This window comes from Streptomyces sp. AV19, from assembly GCF_015999245.1.
GTDB lineage: Bacteria > Actinomycetota > Actinomycetes > Streptomycetales > Streptomycetaceae > Streptomyces.
Genome location: NZ_JAEAMR010000022.1, coordinates 941,992 through 960,707 on the forward strand (window position 1 = coordinate 941,992; position 18,716 = coordinate 960,707).

Consider the following 18,716-nt stretch of genomic DNA (forward strand, 5'->3'; position numbering starts at 1 on the left):
TCGAAGGAGATTCGGGCGAAGGAGGTGGAGGCGAAGGAGGTGGAGGCGAAGGAGGTGGAGGCGAAGGAGGTGCGGGCGAAGGAGGCCAGGACCTCCGGAAGGAGTTCAGGGCCTCGTGAACCCGCCGTCGAGGGCGCCGGATCCCCGGTGGTTCACCATCGGCCCGGCGTCACGCGCCGAAGCGCAGCGGCAGAACGTCCGGCCCGGCGACACCGAGCTCGTGACGCCAGGTGATCTCGCCGGTGATCCGCGGCGGGTCCAGGAGGGAGGGCAGCACCGCGAGGGCCTCGGCGAGTTCGACCTTGGCCAGCGCCGTGCCCAGGCAGAAGTGCGGGCCGCCGCCGAACGCGATGGCCGGGGCCTCGCGCTTGACGGTGATGTCGAAGGTGTCGGCGTCGGCGAACACCCGCGGGTCGCGCTGCGCCGCGTGCGCGCACATGAAGACGGGGGTGCCGTTGGGGATGCGCACGCCGTTGACCTCGAAGTCCTGGGCGGCGATCCGGGTGGCCGTCACGGGCAGCGTGGGGCTCCAGCGCAGCACCTCCTCGACCGCCTGGGGGGCCAGCTCCGGGTTCTCCCGGAGCAGCATCCACTGGTCGGGGTGCTGGGCGAAGTCCACCATGGCCAGGGCCAGTTGGTGGAGGGTGGTCTCGTACCCGGCGACCAGCACGGTGGCGACGAGGGTGCGCAGCTCGTAGTCGTCCAGGACGCCGTCGTGGAAGGCGCGCACGATGTCGGAGGTCAGGTCGGTGCCCGGGTCGGCCTTGCGCTTCTCGATCGCGGCCACCAGGTAGTCGAACATCCGGCCGAGGCCCTGCTCGACCTTGGCGAGCACGTCCCGGTCGTTGGAGAGGGCCAGCCCGAGGTTGGTCTCCATGGACAGGCGGCCGACGGCGTCGTAGTCGTCCAGGGGGAAGCCGAGCAGCTGGCACATGACGAGGGCCGGCAGCGGGTGGGCGAAGTGCTGCACGAAGTCGAACTCGCCCGAGGGCAGCTTGGCGGCCAACTCCTCGACGGTGGAGCGGACGAACGGCCGGACCTCGGTGATCCGGCGGGGGGTGAACGGGTGGGTGGCCAGCCCGCGCAGCCGGCGGTGGTCCGCGCCGTCCAGGCTCTGCAGGAAGTCGACCATGAAGTCGCGCACCGGGCCCTCGGGGGTGCCGACCGTCTCCACCAGGCCGCGGAAGCCGGAGATCAGCCGCTTGTCGCGGGCGAGTTGGTCGGCCTCGGCGTAGCGCAGCACGAGCAGGGCCAGCGGGGTGCGGGCGACCCAGGACTTCTCGCGGGCCTCGGCCACCGCGGGCGAGTCCCAGGCGAACTGCGGGTCGGTGAAGTCCAGGTACGGCAGATCCGCCCAGGACGGCTCAAAGTGAGCGGTGGTCGACATGTTCGGTCCTTCCCTCGGCGTACGGGAGCGAGCTGCCGCCCCGCATTCTGTGCGACGAAACTTGATGCGATCTTGGAGCCCGTGGGGGCACGGGCTCCGCGGCGGATCACCGGGCGGCCGCCCGCGGGCCGGCCGGTACGCCGGCTCCGTCCAGCAGGCCGTGGGCCCGCACCAGGGCGTGGCCCTTGAGGAGCACCTCGTCGAACTCCTCGTCCGGGTCCGAGTCGAGGACGATGGCGCCGCCGGTGCCGATCACCGTGCCGGAACCGGAGGTCACGGCGGTGCGGATGACGATGTTGAGGTCGGCGCCGCCGGACAGCCCGAAGTAGCCGATGGTGCCCGAGTAGATGCCGCGGGCCTCCTGCTCCAGCCGGTCGATGATGGCCATCGTCCGCAGCTTGGGGGCCCCGGTCATCGAGCCGCCGGGGAAGCACGCCCGGACGCAGGCGACCGGGTCCACGTCGTGCCGCAGGCGGCCGCGGACGGTGGTGACCAGCTGGTGCACCGTCGCGTAGGTCTCGGTGACCATGTAGGCGGGGACCTCGACGGAGCCGACCTCGCAGACCCGGCCCAGGTCGTTGCGGAGCAGGTCGACGATCATGAGGTTCTCGGCCCGGGTCTTGGAGCACTTCGTCAGCGAGGCGCGCAGCGCCTCGTCGCTGACGGGGTCCTTGCCCCGGGGCGCGGTGCCCTTGATCGGCTTGCTCTCGGCGACGCCGTCGGGGTCGATGCGCAGGAACCGTTCCGGGGAGGAGCACACGACGCTCACCTCGCCCTGGCGCAGGAAGGCGCCGTAGGGCGCGGGGTTGAGGCGCCGCAGCAGCAGGTGGTAGCCGAGCGGGTCCTCGACGGCCGGCAGGTGGATGCGGTTGGTCAGGCAGATCTCGTAGCTCTCGCCGCTGTGCAGTTCGTCGAGGCAGGCGCCGATGTCGCCGGTGTACTCGGCGCGGTCGCGGGCGATGCCCCGCTCGGACGGCGCGGGGGCGGCCGGGGCGGTCGCGCCGGCCGGGGCGGGGTCCGGCAGGGCGCGGGCGCGCCGTGCCGTCTCCGCGACCCAGGCGCGGGCGGCGGCGGTCTCCTCCTCGCCGGTGGTGGTCACGGCCAGGACGTAGGTCTTCTCCTCCAGGTGGTCCACCACGACGAGGCGGTCGGCGAACGTCCAGACGGCGTCGGGGGTTTCGGCGGTGTGGGCGTTGGGGCTTCCGCAGTCGCCCTTGAGCTCGTAGCCGAAGTAGCCGACGTAGCCGCCGTTGAGGTCGAAGGGGAGGTCCGGGGTGGTGAGCCGGCGGGCGCGCAGGCGCTGCTGGAGGACGTCGAAGACGGTGCCGGGCTCGGTGTGTTCGCCGGTGGCGTCGCGGACCGTGACCTCGTTCCGTCCGGTGCGGTAGGTGAGGGTCTCGGCGAGGGGGCCGGAGTCGTCGCCGAGGAAGGAGAACCGGGCGCCGCCGATCCCCGGCGCGCTGCTGTCGAGCCAGAAGCAGTCGGCGCTCGCGGCGAACAGCTCGGTGAACAACGCGGCGGTGTCCACGGCCCGTTCGACGACCTCGACGACCGGGCGGAGCTCCGGGCCCTCGGCGGGGGCGTCCTCCCGGGCGGCCCACCGCGCCCGCTCCACGGGCGCGGCGGCGTATCCGGAGCCGACGAGTTTGGCGAAGTTCTGCAGGAGCTGGGCTCCCCACTCGCTGGCTATGGACTCCGGGTGGAACTGCACGCCCCAACGGGGCAGGGTGCGGTGCCGCAGCGCCATGACGGTGCCGTCCTCGGCCCAGGCGATGGCCTCCAGGTCCCCGGGCAGGGGTTCGTCGGCCTTGAGCGAGTGGTAGCGCACCGCCGTGAAGTTCTGCGGCAGTCCGTCGAAGAGGTCCCGGCCGCTGTGGCGGACCTTGGCCAGGTGGCCGTGCCGGGGTATGCCCTCGACCACCTGCGCGCCGTGATAGTGGGCGATCGCCTGGTGGCCCAGGCACACGCCGAGGACCGGCACGTCGTGCCAGCGGTCCAGGACTTCCTGGCAGAAGCCGAGGTCGGCCGGGTGCTGGGGACGGCCCGGGCCGGGCGAGATCACGACGCAGTCGAACATCGCGGGGTCGAGCTGCGGCCAGGACGGGTCGTCGTTGACGAGGACCGTGGGTTCCTTGCCGTACACCTCGGCGATGAGCTGGAACAGGTTGTAGGTGTAGGAGTCGTAGTTGTCGATCAACAGCACACGCATCGGGGCGCCTCCCTGTCGGGTGCGAGCGGGGGTCGGCCTACTTGCCGAGCTGGTCGTCGAGGAGGTCGAAGACCTCTTCCAGGGAGGCCGCGGAACGGAGCTGTTCCCTGGCCTCGTCCCCCTCGCCCGGTGTCGCGGGGGGCGGGGTCGCCGGGTCCTCGGCGGCCGGCGCCGACGGCGCGTCGGGGACGAGCCGCGTGCGCAGGTACCGGCCGAGGGCGGCGGGGGTGGGGTGGTCGAAGACCAGCGTGGCCGGCAGGCGCAGTCCCGTGGCGCCGTTGAGCCGGTTGCGCAGTTGCAGGGCGCGGAGCGAGTCGAAGCCGATGTCGGTGAACGTGCGGCGTTCCCCGACGGTCCGCGGGTCGTCGTAGCCGAGCACGGACGCCACGTGGGTGCGGACCAACGTGAGCAGCTGGGCGTCCTGTTCGGCTTCGGAGAGCCCGGCGAGGCGGTCGGCCGGCGAGTCGCCGCCGGGCCGCGCGTCCTCGGTGCGCGCGGTGGCGCGCCGGGCCGGGGTGCGGGCGAGTCCGCGCAGCGGGAGCGGGACGTCGTCCGGGGCGCCGCCCCCCCGGGGGGGGGGGGGGCGGGGGGGGGGGGAGACCCCCCGGGGGGGGCCCGCGCGGGGCCCGGGGGAAACGGGGCGGGCCCGGGGGGGGGGGGGCGGCGGGGCGCCCGGCCCGGCGCGGGGGGGCGCGCCGGGCCGGGGTGCGGGCGAGTCCGCGCAGCGGGAGCGGGACGTCGTCCGGGGCGCCGCCGCCGAGGGCGGCGGTGTCCAGGTGCAGGGGGAAGACGACCGGGTCGTCGCCGGCGCGGGCCAGGTCGAACAGGGCGAGTCCCTGGTCGCTGGAGAGCGGCTGGACGCCGGACCGGGCCATGCGCCGGATGTCCGCCTCGTCCAGGTCGCCGGTCAGCCCCGACCGGGCGGCCCACAGGCCCCAGCCCAGGGCCAGTCCCGGCGCTCCCGCGCCGCGGCGCCGCTCCACCAGGGCGTCCACGAAGGCGTTGGCCGCCGCGTAACTGCCCTGCCCGGCGGGGCCGAGCACGCTGGAGAGGGAGGAGAACACCACGAGCGGCACATCGGTTCCGGCGGTGAGCTCGTGCAGGTGCCAGGCCGCGTCGGCCTTGGGGCGCAGCACGTGGTCGGCGCGCTCGGGGGTCAGCGAGGTCAGCACGCCGTCGTCCAGGACGCCGGCCATGTGCACGACGGCCGTCAGCGGGCGCTCCGCCGGGATCGAGGCCAGTGCCCCTTCCAGTACGGCGCGGTCGGCCGCGTCTCCGGCGATCACCAGCAACTCGGCGCCTTCGGCGCGGAGTTCCTCGGCGAACTCGGTCACGCCGTCGCCGGTGCTCCCGGACCGCGACACGACCACGACGTGGCGGATGCCGTGCGCGGTGACCAGGTGACGCACCATCAGGCGGCCCAGGACGCCGAGCCCGCCGGTCACCAGCACCGTTCCGTCGGTGCGCCAGGCCGTACCGGCCGTGGGGCCGTGGGCCGTCACGCGGGCCAGGCGCGGGACGAGCAGGGCGCCGTCGCGCACCGCGATCTGCGCCTCGCCGCTGTCGAGGGCGGCGGGCAGGGCGGTGCGGGACGCGTCCCGTCCGTCGAGGTCGACGAGGGTGATGCGGTCCGGGTTCTCCGACTGGGCCGAGCGGACCAGTCCCCACACCGCGGCGAGGGCGGGGTCCGGCGAGGATCCGACGGCACCGCGCGTGAGCACCACCAGCCGCGAGCCGGCCAGCCGGTCGTCGGCCAGCCAGTCCTGGACGTCGGCCAGGACGCGGTGGACGGCCCGGTGCGCCGCGGTGATCGTGTCGGTGTCGTCGTCGGCCGGGGGCTGGGCGAGGACGACGACGTCGGGGGCGCCGCCGTCCAGGCCGGCCCGCAGGCCCGCAAGGCCGTCGTGGCGCTCGTACTCCGCGCCGGGGTCTCCGTCGCCGATCCAGGCCCGACGCCCGTTCCGGTCGCGGGTTTCGGGCCGGGTGAGCGGCTGCCACTCCAGGCGGAGCAGCGCGGTCCCGGCCGAGGCGGCGGCCCGGTGCAGGGCCTCGGCGGTCACCGGGCGCATCCCGAGGGAGGCGACGGAGACGACCGGGCGTCCGGCGGGGTCCGTGGCGGCCAGCGACAGGGAGTCCGGTCCGGTGAAGCGGATCCGGGCCCGCAGCCGGCCGGCGCCCGCGGCGTGCAGGGCGACGCCGTTCCAGGAGAACGGCAGCCGGGTCACGTCCTCGTCGGCGGCGGCGCCGGGCAGTCCGACGAAGGCCGCGATGTGCAGGGCCGCGTCGAACAGGGCGGGGTGCAGGCCGTAGCGGCCGGCGTCGCCGCCGCTCTCGGGGAGTTCGGCCTCGACGTAGACGTCCTCGTCGAGGCGCCAGCCGCGCCGCAGGCCCTGGAAGGCGGCGCCGTAGTGGAGTCCGGTCTTGGCCAAGGTGCGGTAGCAGTCGTCGAGTTCGATCTCCTCGGCGCCGGCGGGCGGCCAGGTGCCCGGGAGGTCCTCGAAGCGGTCGCCGGCGCGGGCGAGGGTGCCCTCGGCGTGCCGGGTCCACGGCTCGTCGGCGGGGGCGTCGTTCGCCCGCGAGTGCAGGGTGACGCCGCGCCGCCCGGACTCGTCCGGTGCGCCGATGGCCAACTGGACGCGGATCGTGCCCTGTTCGGGCAGGATCAGCGGGGCCTGGAGGACGAGCTCCTCCAGGACCTCGCAGCCGGCCCGGGCGCCGGCGTGCAGGGCCTGCTCCACGAGGGCGGTGCCGGGCACGACGAGGACGTCGGCGACGCCGTGGTCGGTGAGCCAGGGGTGGCTGCGGGCCGAGAGGGTCCCGGTGCAGAGCGTCCCGCCGTCCGGCAGGGAGATCGTGGCGCCCAGCAGGGGGTGGTCGACGCCGTCGAGGCCGGCCGACGCCAGGTCCGCCTCCGGGGCGGCCGCCTCCTCCAGCCAGTAGCGGCGGCGCTGGAAGGCATAGGTCGGCAGGTCCACGGGCCGGGGGGCGGCGTGGCCGAAGGCGGGCGAGAAGTCGACGGCGATGCCGTGCGCGTGGGCCTCGCCGACGGCGGTCAGGAAGCGTGCGACGCCGCCCTCGTTGCGCCGCAGCGAGTCGAGGGTGACGGCGTCGGCCGCCAGGTCGTCGGCGGTCTCCTGGACGCCGACGGTGAGCACCGGGTGGGGGCTCATCTCGGCGAAGCCGGTGTGGCCGTCGTCGATCAGCCGGCGGACGGTGCGGTCGAACTGGACGGTCTCGCGGAGGTTGGTCACCCAGTACGCGGTGTCCAGGGCCGTGGTGTCGATCGGCTCGCCGGTGACCGTCGAGTAGAACGGGACGCCCGCGGAACGGGGTTCGATGCCGGCCAGGGTCTCCAGCAGGGTCTCGCGGATCTCCTCGACCTGCGCCGAGTGCGAGGCGTAGTCCACGGGGATCTTCTTGGCGCGCACTCCGTCGGCGGTGAACGCCTCGACGGCCTCGTCCAGTGCCGTGGGGTCGCCGGAAATGACCACGGAGCGCGGCCCGTTGACGGCCGCGACGGACACGGCGCCGTTCCACCGCTCCAGCGCGCCGCGCACCCGGTCGACGGGGGCGGCGACGGAGACCATGCCGCCCCGGCCCGACAGCACCCGCAGGGCCCGGCTGCGGACGGCCACGATGCGGGCGGCGTCGTCCAGACAGAGGGCGCCCGCGACGTGGGCCGCGGCGATCTCGCCCTGCGAGTGCCCGACGACCGCGGCCGGCTCCACGCCGAAGGACCGCCACAGGGCGGCGAGGGAGACCATGACCGCGAACAGCGCGGGCTGGACGACGTCGACGCGCTCCAGGGTCGGCGCGCCGGACTTGCCGCGCAGCACCTTGGTCAACGACCAGTCGACGTAGGGGGCGAGGCTCTTCTCGCAGGCCTCGATCGACTCGCGGAACACCGGTGAGGCGCTCATCAACTCGGCGGCCATGCCGGGCCATTGGGAGCCCTGTCCCGGGAAGACGAAGACGGGCCGGTCGCGGTCGGCCGCGGTGGCGAGCGCCACGCCCTCGGGCTGGCCGCCGTCGGCGAGGGCGGCCAGGCGGGCCATGGCCTCGGTCCGGTCGGCGGCCACGACGACGGCGCGGTCCGGCAGCGCGGCGCGCGTCGCGGTCAGCGAGTACGCGACGTCCGCGTCCGGGACCTCGGGGTGGGCCGCCAGGAAGTCCCGGATCCGTCCGGCCTGGGCCCGCAGGCCCGCGGCGCCGCGTCCCGAGAGCGGCCAGGGCAGCGGACGGGCGTCGCCGCCGGTGGCCGTCAACTCGGGCTCCGGCTCGGGCTGTTCGAGGATGACGTGGGCGTTGGTCCCGCCGACGCCGAAGGAGGAGACGCCCGCCCGGCGGGGGCGGCCGGTCTCCGGCCAGTCCCGGGCCTCGGTCAGCAGCTCCACCGCGCCGGAGGCCCAGTCGACCACCGGTGTCGGCTCGGTGATGTGCAGACTGCGCGGCAGGACGCCGTTGCGGATCGCCATCACCATCTTGATGACGCCGGAGACGCCGGCCGCGGCCTGGGTGTGGCCGATGTTGGACTTCAACGAGCCCAGCCACAGGGGCTGTTCCGCCGGGCGGCCCTGGCCGTAGGTGGCCAGCAGCGCCTGGGCCTCGATCGGGTCGCCGAGCCGGGTGCCGGCGCCGTGCGCGTCGACCACGTCCACGTCCGCCGTGGACAGTCCGGCGTGGGTGAGCGCCTGGCGGATCACCTGCTGCTGGGCGGGGCCGTTCGGGGCGGTCAGGCCGTTGGACGCGCCGTCCTGGTTGACCGCGGAGCCGCGCAGCACGGCGAGGACGCGGTGCCCGTTGCGGCGCGCGTCGGACAGCCGCTCCAGCACGACGACGCCCACGCCCTCGGACCAGCTGCTGCCGGCCGCGTCCGCGGAGAACGAGCGGGCCCGGCCGTCGGGGGCGAGGCCGCGCTGGCGGCTGAACTCGATGTAGCCCCAGGGCGTGGACATCACGGTGGCGCCGCCGGCCACGGCGAGCGAGCACTCGCCCTTGCGCAGCGACTCGGCCGCGAGGTGCATGGCCACCAGGGAGGACGAGCAGGCGGTGTCGACGGTGACCGCGGGGCCCTCGAAGCCGAAGGTGTAGGCGAGGCGGCCCGAGGCGACGCTGGGCATGCTGCCGACGACGCGGTAACCCTCGGCGCTCGGCGGCACGTTGCGGATCCGGGCGCCGTACTCGCTGTACATGAGTCCGACGAACACGCCGGTGCTGCTGCCGCGCAGCGAGGTCGGGTCGAGCCGGGCGCCCTCGATGGCCTCCCAGGTCGTCTCCAGCAGCAGCCGGTGCTGCGGGTCGATCGTCACGGCCTCGCCGGGGCTGATCGCGAAGAAGTCGGCGTCGAAGTCGGGGGCGTCGTAGAGGAAGCCGGCGTGCCGGGTGACCGTCGTGCCGATGTGGTCGGGGTCCGGGTTGAACTCGACGTCCCAGCCGCGGTCGGTGGGGAACTCGGAGATGGCGTCCGTCTCGGAGCGCACCAACTCCCACAGGTCGTCGGGGGAGTTGACCCCGCCGGGGAGCCGGCAGCCCATGCCGACGATCGCGATCGGCTCATCGGCCGCCGCGCCGGTGCCGGCCGCGGGCCCGGGGGCGGCGTCCGCGCCGAGCAGCAGGCCGGTCAGGTGCTCCGCGAGGGCGCGGGGGGTCGGGTAGTCGAAGACGACGGTCGCGGGGAGCGCAAGGCCGGCGGCCTCGGCCAGCAGCTCGCGCAGCCGCGCGGCGGACCGCCCGCGCACCCCCTGCTCGCCGAAGGCCCGGCCGGGGTCGAGGGTCCGGGCCTTCCCGTCCGTGGCGGCGGCGGTGTGCGTGCGGATCAGGTCCAGCAGCAGACGGTGTCGCTCCGCCTCCCGAGCGGCCACGAGCCGCTCGCGGAGCGGCCGTTCGCCTCCCTCGTGCAACTCCATCATCGCTTCCTTCCTGGCAGGGTGAGGCGGCCGGTCGTCGTGTTCTGCACTGCGCAAGGCTGGTTCTCCACCGCGTGGCTCAGTAGGGGTCCGGCTCGGTAGGGGTCCCAGGCCGCAGAGGCCCCGAGTCGTAGGGGTCCCAAGTCCTGGGGATCAGCTGTCCGTTCGCACGGGCGACCAGTCGGGCCGCTCCGGGAAGTCGAAGTCGACGGCGCCGTCCAGCCCGAGCTGCTCGACCATCTTCCGGGCGCCGGAGAAGTCGCGGACGAGCCGCTTCCCGCCGGCCGTCGACCGCAGGTCGCCCACGATCTCCTCGGCCCCGCGGATGCCCGCGGCGTTCAGTTCGAGCAGCAGCGCGGACAGGTCCTGCTCGGCGAACGCCTCCAGGGCCAGCGGCAGGCACCGCACCAGGGCGCGCTGCTGCTCGGCGTTCATCCGGGCGTACAGCTCGCGGACGACCTCGATGACGATCGAGCCGTGCGCGGTCTCGTCGCGCAGGTGCAGGGTGGTGATCAGGGAGTGCATGGGCTGGATCGTGCCGTCCCGGGCCAGCAGCGCCAGCAGGGCGTTGATGCAGGTCTCGGCCACCGCGCCCCAGACGAGGACGGCGATGTCCCGCTCCCACTTCTCCGGCATCTCCGCGAGGACACCGCGCAGCCGGCGGTAGGTGACGAGTTCGGGCTGGGGCGGCCGTTCGCTGATCTTGCGGAGTTCGCGGGTGCGGTCGATGGCGAGCATGTGCATATAGGTGTGGAAGCTCTCGTCCACGATGGACTGCTGCACGCTCTTGCGGATGAGCGGGTCGTCGCTGCCCGGGAAGACGCCGTGCATGACGAGGTCGAAGGCGGGCTCGGCGATGAGCTGCTCGGTGGCGATGACGCGCTCGTTGTAGCCGATCCACATGCCCGTCAGCACCCGCCGGCGCTGGTGCGGTTCGGCCGCGAGGAACAGGGGGTGCTCGGCGAACGGCACGATCTCCAGCGGGTAGTCCGGGACCACCGTGTCGTAGTCGGCCCACTCGTCCAGGATGTCCGCCTTGTTGACCACCGCCGCGCGGCGTGGCCAGGCGCGTACCAGCCGCCCCAGGGTGGCGCTGCCGATGCCCTCCTCCTCGATCCACCCCCGGGCCGCCCAGGTGGTCGCCAAGTGCGGCTGCTCGTCTCGCATGTTCTCTCCCGACCTCGTCGCCCGTACCCACCGCGGGCCGCTCGTCCGCCGGGCCGTTCCCGCTGTCCGAGCGCGGCTCGGCGACAGGCGTCCCGCGGTGTCGTGGCATCGTCGCCGACCGCTCTTGATGCTTTCTTGGAGACAACTTGGCGCCGGAAGATCGAGGCTTTCCGGCTTGCGATCGGGAGTGCCACTATGGGCGCCTGAAGCGAAGGCGCGGCCCCGGGCGACCGGGGCGTCCGCTGCGCACGGGGCACCTCAGCGCCCCGGCTTGCTCGCCCCTTCTCCCGGTACTCCCGTCGGAGGACACCTCATGCTCGTTCCGCTCACCACGGCCGATTTCCTCGACCGCGCCGAGGCAACGGCCGCCGCACGCACCGCACTTGTCGACGAGCCGCACCAGCCGGCCGCCGCGCTGCCCACCGCCACCTACGGCGGGACGCTGCGGCGCGTACGGGCCTGGCAGGCCGGCCTGGACGCGCTGGGGATCGGCGAGGGCGAGCGGGTCGCCGTCGTCAGCCCCAACTCGGCCCGGCTGCTGGAGCTGCTCTACGCGGTCACGGCGAGCGGACGGATCTGCGTCCCGGTGAACTACCGGCTCACGCCGGAGGAGATCTCCTACATCCTGCGCCAGTGCGACGCCTCGGTGGTCTTCGTCGACCCCGACGTCGAGGCGGCGCTGGGCTCGGTCGACGTGCCGAAGCGGTTCGTCCTCGGCGAGCAGACCGAGACCGAGGTCATGCGGTTCGGCGTCGCCCCCCGCCCCTGGTCGGAGCCGGACGAGAACGCGGTCGCGACCCTCAACTACACCTCCGGCACCTCCGCCCGCCCCAAGGGCGTCGCGCTGACCCACCGCAGCATCTGGCTCAACGCGATGACCTTCGGCGTCCACGCCCGGATCTGGGAGGGGGACGTCTACCTGCACACCCTGCCCACGTTCCACTGCAACGGCTGGGGCGTGCCGTTCCTCCTCGCCGGGCTGGGCGCCAAGCAGGTGCTGCTGCGCCGGATCGACGGCACGGAGATCCTGCGCCGGGTCGAGGAGCACGGCGTGACGCTGGCGTTCGGCGCCCCGGCCGTGTGGGACGCGGTGCTGCAGGCGGCCCGCGACTGGCCGGGCGAGATCCCCGGGCGCGGGCGGGTGCGCGTGGTCTGCGCGGGCGCGCCCGTGAGCGAACAGCTGGTCTCCCGGGTGGAGAACGAACTGGGCTGGGAGTTCCTCCAGGTCTACGGCCTGACCGAGACGACGCTGCTCACCTTCAACCGCCGCCTGCCGGGCGCCCCCGAGGACGGCGGGCTGACGCGGGCCGGCGCGCCCGCGCTGGGCGTGCGCCTGAGGAGCGGGCCGCGCGGCGAGGTGCTGGCGCGCTCCAACATGGTGCTCGACAGCTACTGGCGGGACGAGCGGGCCGACGAGGCGGCGGTGGAGGACGGCTGGTTCCGCACCGGTGACGTGGGGTCCTTCGACGACGAGGGGCACCTCGTCCTGTTCGACCGGGTGAAGGACGTCATCGTCACCGGCGGCGAGAGCGTGTCCTCGGTGGAGGTGGAGGACTGCCTCCAGGGCCACCCCGCGATCGCCGAGGTGGCCGTCATCGGCGTGCCGGACGAGCGGTGGGGCGAGACCGTCAAGGCGGTCGTCGTCCCCACCGCGGACACCCCGGTCACCGAGGCCGAGGTCATCTCCTACTGCAAACAGCGGCTGGCCCGGTACAAGGCGCCCACCTCCGTGGACTTCCGGGACGCCCTGCCCCGGACCAGCAACGGCAAGATCCAGAAGGGCCGGCTCAGGGAGCCCTACTGGGCCGGCCACGACCGGCGGATCCACTGAAATCGGTGAGATATCGGTGAGATGCCGCCGACGGCTCGCCGGGGGTCGGTTGGAGCGTCCCCCGGCGGGCCCTCAACCGCCCAGGCAGTCCCGTCCGACGGACTCGTCGCGCAGGATCCTGGCGAACAGCGACCGCAGTTCCCGCCCCGGGTCCACGCCCAGCTCCTGGGCCAGCGCCCGCCGGATGCGGTTGTACACGGCCACCGCCTCCGCCTGCCGGTCCACCTCGCACAGGGCGACCATCAGCAGCCAGCCGAGCCGTTCGCGGGTGGGGAACCGCGCGCTGAGCGCGGCCAGTTCGGCGATGGCGGTGACATAGTCGTGCCCCCAGGCCAGCTCGGCCTCCCACAGGGCCTCCATCGTCGCCAGGCGCAGTTCCTCCAGGCGTGCCGCCTCGCACACGGCGGGCTCGTAGTCGCCGAGTTCGGCGTACGGCGAGCCGCGCCACATCTCCAGGCAGGTCCGCAGGACCCGGCTCGCCTCCGGGTAGCGGCCCTCCCGCAGCAGCCGCCGCCCTTCCCGCAACAGGCCTTCAAAGCGGCGGGCGTCCACCCGTTCCGCCTCGACGGCGATGAGGTACCCCTGCGGCTCGCGCCGCAGGATGCGGTTGCGCCCCCAGGGCGGGCAGTCGGGCTCCAGCTGGCGGCGGAGGTGGGAGACGTAGCTGTGGAGGCTGGCGACCGCGTTGCCGGGCGGGCCGGCCGGCCATATCGCCTCCGTGAGCCGCTCCGCCCCGACCACCTGTCCCGGCGCCAGCAACAGCGCGGACAGCACGGCGCGTTGGCGGGCCGGGCCCAGGGGGAGGGGGCCCCCGTTCGACGACACAGCCACGGGCCCCAGGATGTTGAAGGATAAGTCGGTTGGCAGGTTCGCAACGGCATTCACCAGGGATACGCCTCTCTCGCGGGAACTGAGGGTCAATGACCACGGGTTGATCGATCGTGACGGACGGTGGCACCTTTGCCGACGGACACGGTTCTCCCCCGCGCGGACGGTGAGATTCCCTCCGCCTGTGTGATCTTCGCCATGCGGAACTCGGAGCGCCGTGCGGAACGCGGAGCGGGTCGCGCCGCGTGCCGACGGCCGGAGCGCGCCACCGCGGGACCATCGATGATGGCAACCGATCCGCCCTCCGGCATGACGCCGCCATGAACGACGCGTTGCGAGCCGACAGCCGCGCCACGCTCCAACCACGCGGTAAGTACAGGGGATTGGAGGCCGGGAGGGCCCCGGGACACGCGGATGCGCATGACACACGGCCGAATCGGAGCGCCGCCCGGCCCACCCATAACGTTCCATATGGGCCATTTGTAGATCACGGCGGGATGCTTGCACGCCACATTCCGCCCGTCCAGGGCCGGTCGGCACGGGTTGGCGCGATCCGAAGCGCCCCGAATCACCCACCGCAAGCCAAGTCACCCGCACTGGGGACGTTCGGCGTGTTTAACCCTCGATTTCCGCGCTGACCTCGCATTACCCGCGAGTACAGAGAGTGACGCGGCCGGACTCAGGGCGATGCGCCGACGAACCTCGGGGCGCATTTCGGCCATTCATAAGGTCCGACGAACCATCCCGGACCCCGGCCAAAGTGGCGCGATATCACCGCTTTAATGGCCGCATTCAGACACTCGGGGGGTGCCTGGCGGCCCGTCACATCACAGACATGACACGCCTTTCCCTCCCCAACCACCCACGTGGCGGCGTGTCCTGACCTCGACCGTCGACACGGCCATGTGGCGACCGGCCCGTCGCGCGTCCCGGCAGGCCCTCCGGCGGACCACGGCCACCCGGCGGTGCCCACCACGCGCCCGGTGCCGGCGAAGCCACGAAGGGGCCGTGGACCGCGCGACAGCCCCGCCGCGCACGGCGAACGCGCCGGTCCCGGGTCTTCTCAGGAGGCCGGGGCGTGAAGCAGGATGTGCTGCTGCGGGGAGCGTGCGAAGGGGCCGGCCACCGGCACCGGCGGTCTCGCCGGGCGGACGGCGCCGCGCCCGCAACCGCCCGGCACCGGTGCGCGCCGGCCCGTACCGCTCGTGCCGCCCGGCCGGAAGACCCGTCAGGAGAACCCCATGCACACCGCCCCGCAACTCGACGCCGTCGTCGTCGGCGCCGGCTTCTCCGGCCTCTACCAGCTGTACCGGCTGCGCGAACTCGGCCTGCGCACCCGCGTCTTCGAGGCCTGCGACGACATCGGCGGAACGTGGTACCGCAACCGGTACCCCGGCGCCCGCTGCGACGTCGAGAGCACGTCCTACTCCTATTCCTTCTCGCCCGAACTGGACCAGGAGTGGGAGTGGAGCGAACGCTACGCGACGCAGCCCGAGCTCCTGCGCTACCTCCGCCACGTCGCCGACCGCTTCGGCCTGCGCGAGGACGTCACCCTGCGGACCCGCGTCGTACGGGCGGTGTACGACGAGGAGGGGCACATCTGGCAGGTCACCACCGACACCGGGGAGACGGTCACCACCCGGTTCGTCGTACTGGCCACGGGCTGCGTGTCGGCCGTCAAGGAACCCGACATACCCGGGGTCCGCGGCTTCGCCGGCCGGGCCCTGCACACCGCCGACTGGCCGCACGAGGACGTCGACCTCACCGGCAGACGGGTCGCCGTGATCGGCACCGGCTGCTCCGGCGTCCAGGCCGTCCCGCTCCTCGCCGAGCGGGCCGCCCGCCTCACCGTCTTCCAGCGCACCCCGGTCTTCGCGCTGCCCGCCCACAACCGCCCGCTGTCCCCCGCCGAGACCGCGGAACTCAAGGCCCGCTACCCGCGGTTCCGCACTGCCCAGCGGCAGTCCCGCGGGGGTACCGTCTTCGAGCCGCCGACCCGGTCGGCCCTGGAGGCAAAGGAAGCGGAGCGCGCGGCCGCCTATGCGGCGGCCTGGGAATCGGGCCTGCTCAGCGGCCTGCTGCGCACGTACACCGACATCCTCGTCGACCCGGCCGCCAACGAGACCGTCGCCGAGTTCGTCCGCTCCAAGATCCGCGCGATCGTCACCGACCCGGAGACGGCCGAGGCGCTCTCCCCGCGCACCTACCCGTTCGGCACCAAACGCCCCTGCCTGGACACCGGTTACTACGCCACCTTCAACAGGCCCCACGTGAGCGTCGTGGACCTGGCCAGGACCCCGATCACGGAGATCACGCCGCGGGGCATCCGGACCTCGGACCGGGAACACCCCGCCGATGTCATCGTCTTCGCCACCGGCTTCGACGCCATGACCGGCTCCCAGGTCGCCGTGGACGTCGTCGGCAAGGGCGGCACCACCCTCAAGGAGAAGTGGGCCGCCGGCCCCCGCAACCACCTGGGCCTGCTCTCGGCCGGCTTCCCCAACCTCTTCACCGTCGTCGGGCCGCTGAGCCCGTCGGTGCTCAGCAACGCGGTCGTCTCCATCGAACAGCACGTCGAGTGGATCACCGACTGCATCGCCCACCTGCGCCGGAACGGCATCACCGAGATCGACGCCACCCCGCGCGCCGAGGACGAGTGGTGCGCCCACGTCGCCGGCCTCGCCGCGAAGACCCTCTACCCGGCCGTCGCCTCCTGGTACACGGGGGCGAACGTACCCGGCAAACCACGGGTGTTCCTGGCCTACACCGGCGGCCTCGACCGCTACCGGGCCGAGTGCGACGCCACCGCCCGGGACGGCTACCGCGGCTTCACCCTGTCCACCGCCACCGGCTGACAGAGCGGTGGGAGTCCCCCCGCCCGGGGGGACTCCCACCCGGTCTCAGCCCCGCACGGCCGCCGGCGGCGTCAGCGAAGCCCGGGAGTTCAGCTTCTCCGCCTCCCCCGCCGCCTTGCGGTACGCCTCCGTGACCTTCTCGATCGACTCGCCCGACGGCGCGCCCGCGGCGGCCGACTTGTTGCGGCCCACCCGGTCCATCTCACGGTTCGCGAGCACGATCGCCGAGGTCGCCTCACGGCGCTCCGCCTCGTAGGCGGCCAGCGCCTTGCCGACGTCCGGCTCGACCGCCAGGTGGTACGCCAGCACCCGCGCGTCGATGATCGCCTGCGTGCCGCCGTTGGCACCCGACGGATAGCCGGGGTGCGCCGCGTCGCCCAGCAGGGTCACCCGGCCCCGGCCCCAGAAGGGCAGCGGATCGCGGTCGACCATCGGGTACTCGAGGATCTGCTCGCTGCGGGCGAACAGCTCGGGCAGGTCCGTCCAGTCGAAGTGCCAGTCCGCGTAGTGCGGGAGCAGGTCCTCGATCGTGCCGGGGGCGTTCCAGTTGACGTCCGTGCCCAGCGCGCCGGGCTCGCCCGTCGGGACCAGGCACACCCAGTTGACGAGGGTGCGGCCCCGGTCCAGGGCCGCGCGGGAGATCTGGTACGCGACGAACTGGGTGTTCTTGTCGTCCGCCGCGATGACGACGGAGTTGCCGGGGGCGAACGAGTCCGCCTCCGTCACGCCGCGCCACATCGTGACGCCGTTCCACTGGAGCGGGCCCTGGCCGGGGTGGAGGAGGCCGCGGAGGGTGGAGTGGATGCCGTCGGCGGCGATCAGGGCCTCGGCGGAGAAGCCGAGGGGGCCGCCCGTCGACCGGTCCACGGCATGCACCCGGACCCCGTCCTCCGTCTCCTCGAAGTCCTCGGCCTGGACGCCGGTGCGCAGCGCCTCCGGGCCCAGCCGCTCGACGACCGCGTCCCGGAGCATCATCTGCAGCTCGCCGCGGTGCACCGAGTACTGCGGCCAGTTGTAGCCGGCGGCCGTGCCGCGCGCCTCGCCGAAGAGCGTGCGGCCTCTGTGGTCCGCGAAGGCGTGCTCGACGGCGGGCACGCCGAGGGCGGCCAGCTCGTCCAGCAGGCCGAGCTCGTCGAGTTCGCGGACGGCCGCGGGCTGGAGGTTGATGCCCACGCCGAGCGGCCGGATCTCCCGGGCCGACTCCAGGACGAGAGGTTCGATCCCGGCTGCGTGCAGGCTGAGGGCGGCCGTCAGACCGCCGATGCCACCGCCGACGACGATGACGTCCGCGGAGTGTGTCGTTGCCATGGTTCCTATCCAGAGCGAGGGTTTACGCGGGGGTCTTCTTCAGGATCAGCGCCGTGTTCTCGCTGGGCAGTTCGACGCTGTCCTCGATGGTCAGGCCCGACCGCGCGGCCAGGTCCCGCGTGCTGTCGAGCGTCCGCTGCCGGCCGCCGTTGAGCACGTACAGGTGCAGGTCCCACAGCGCCGGCAGCAGGCCCGTGCCGTCGTCGCGGGTGAGCCGCTCGACGACGATCAGCCGCGAGTCCTCCGACATCGCCGAGCGGAGGTTGGCGAGCAGGCGCAGACAGGGCTCCTCCTCCCAGTCGCCCAGCACGCGCGAGAGGAGGTACGTGTCGGCGCCGCCCGGCAGTTCGCCGGTGAAGATGTCGGTGACGACCAGGTCGACGCGGTCGGTGCCGACGGTCTGCTCGAAGTGCGCCTTGGCGATGGGCATGGTGTGCTCGAGGTCCACGAGCGTGCCGCGGGCCCGCGGGGTGGCGCGCAGGACCGTGGAGAGCAACTGGCCGCTGCCGCCCGCGATGTCGACGATGTGCCGGTCCCCGGAGAAGTCGATCTCCTGCGGGACCGAGTCGAAGTAGAAGTTGCTGGCCTGCATGGCCCGTTGGAAGCGGCCCGCGGCCTCGGAGTCGCCGCGCAGGTAGGGGATGAGCGGCTGGCCGTACACCTTCTCGAAGCCGGACGACCCGGTGCGGAACGCCTCCTCGGCGTGGCCCCAGGCCGAGTAGAACTCCTCGCCGTACAGCAGGCACATGTCGCGGAGGGAGTCCGGGCGGTCCCGCAGGAGTTCGCCGACTTCGGTGGTGGTGTAGCCGGGGGCCGTGTGGCCGGGGGCCGTCTCGAACACGCCGAGCAGCACCAGCAGCCGCATCAGGCGGTGGACGACGTCCTCGTCCATCCCGGTGGCCCGGGCGATCGAGGCGTCGTCGGTGTTGCCGGCGGCGACGAGGTCGGGCAGGCCGAGCCGGGCCGCGGCGTACACCGCCTGGGTGCGCCAGGCGGCGGTGATGAGGTCAACGGTGGTTCGCGAGGCCTCCGCGCCTATGGCCATGTCTCCTGAGTCCTTTGCTGTGATCATGCGTCGGGGGGTGTACGGGGTGCTAGTGGTCCGTGGGGATCCAGTCGCGCCTGATGTGCGGTGTGTCGATGCTCAACGACCGCATGTGCTCGATCGGATTGGCGTACTCACGGCTGGACTTGATCCTTCCGTCCTCGAGCGTGAAGCCGTGGA

The 18,716-nt window shown here is 73.4% G+C and carries 10 protein-coding genes and 1 pseudogene; 2 read left to right on the forward strand and 9 right to left on the reverse strand.

Annotated elements, in window-relative coordinates:
• Positions 1-169: 169 nt before the first annotated feature.
• The 5 genes and pseudogenes from I5Q34_RS32275 to I5Q34_RS32290 all read right to left on the reverse strand — a co-directional run bounded on the left by I5Q34_RS32275 (position 170) and on the right by I5Q34_RS32290 (position 10,669).
• Positions 170-1,387 carry a cytochrome P450 gene (locus tag I5Q34_RS32275; RefSeq protein WP_199895987.1) on the reverse strand — a complete coding sequence of 406 codons (1,218 nt, stop codon included), beginning with the start codon at positions 1,385-1,387 and terminating at the stop codon, positions 170-172.
• A 106-nt stretch (positions 1,388-1,493) separates the two neighbouring features.
• Entirely contained in the window at positions 1,494-3,596 is a 2,103-nt protein-coding gene (gene pabB, locus I5Q34_RS32280) for an aminodeoxychorismate synthase component I (protein ID WP_199895988.1), read from the reverse strand.
• 37 nt (positions 3,597-3,633) lie between these two features.
• On the reverse strand, positions 3,634-3,984 hold the full coding sequence (locus I5Q34_RS36205) for an acyl carrier protein (protein ID WP_374193085.1): 351 nt from the start codon (positions 3,982-3,984) through the stop codon (positions 3,634-3,636).
• 547 nt (positions 3,985-4,531) lie between these two features.
• Positions 4,532-9,505: pseudogene (locus tag I5Q34_RS32285) on the reverse strand (SDR family NAD(P)-dependent oxidoreductase); the annotation flags it as partial.
• 150 nt (positions 9,506-9,655) lie between these two features.
• Positions 9,656-10,669, reverse strand: coding sequence for a 4-aminobenzoate N-oxygenase (locus I5Q34_RS32290; protein WP_199895990.1), 1,014 nt, complete (start codon positions 10,667-10,669; stop codon positions 9,656-9,658).
• 313 nt (positions 10,670-10,982) lie between these two features.
• Here I5Q34_RS32290 and I5Q34_RS32295 point away from each other — a divergent pair, with 313 nt between their 5' ends.
• Positions 10,983-12,500, forward strand: coding sequence for an AMP-binding protein (locus I5Q34_RS32295; RefSeq protein WP_199895991.1), 1,518 nt, complete (start codon positions 10,983-10,985; stop codon positions 12,498-12,500).
• Between the two features lie 72 nt (positions 12,501-12,572).
• On the opposite strand, the gene I5Q34_RS35925 is transcribed toward I5Q34_RS32295, so the two are convergent.
• Positions 12,573-13,331 (reverse strand): BTAD domain-containing putative transcriptional regulator, encoded by a 759-nt coding sequence (locus tag I5Q34_RS35925; protein ID WP_199895992.1) that lies wholly within the window; start codon positions 13,329-13,331, stop codon positions 12,573-12,575.
• Positions 13,332-14,569: 1,238 nt separating this feature from the next.
• On the opposite strand from I5Q34_RS35925, the gene I5Q34_RS32305 reads away from it, so the two are divergent.
• Positions 14,570-16,183, forward strand: coding sequence for an NAD(P)/FAD-dependent oxidoreductase (locus I5Q34_RS32305; protein WP_199895993.1), 1,614 nt, complete (start codon positions 14,570-14,572; stop codon positions 16,181-16,183).
• A 45-nt stretch (positions 16,184-16,228) separates the two neighbouring features.
• On the opposite strand, the gene I5Q34_RS32310 is transcribed toward I5Q34_RS32305, so the two are convergent.
• The 3 genes from I5Q34_RS32310 to I5Q34_RS35650 all read right to left on the reverse strand — a co-directional run.
• Complete coding sequence (locus I5Q34_RS32310) at positions 16,229-17,491, reverse strand: FAD-dependent monooxygenase (RefSeq protein ID WP_199895994.1); 1,263 nt, start codon at positions 17,489-17,491, stop codon at positions 16,229-16,231.
• A 22-nt stretch (positions 17,492-17,513) separates the two neighbouring features.
• Positions 17,514-18,536, reverse strand: a complete 1,023-nt coding sequence (locus tag I5Q34_RS32315; RefSeq protein WP_199895995.1) for a methyltransferase — start codon at positions 18,534-18,536, stop codon at positions 17,514-17,516.
• A 49-nt stretch (positions 18,537-18,585) separates the two neighbouring features.
• The coding region (locus I5Q34_RS35650; protein WP_199895996.1) for a PhzA/PhzB family protein at positions 18,586-18,716 on the reverse strand (131 nt) is incomplete at its 5' end.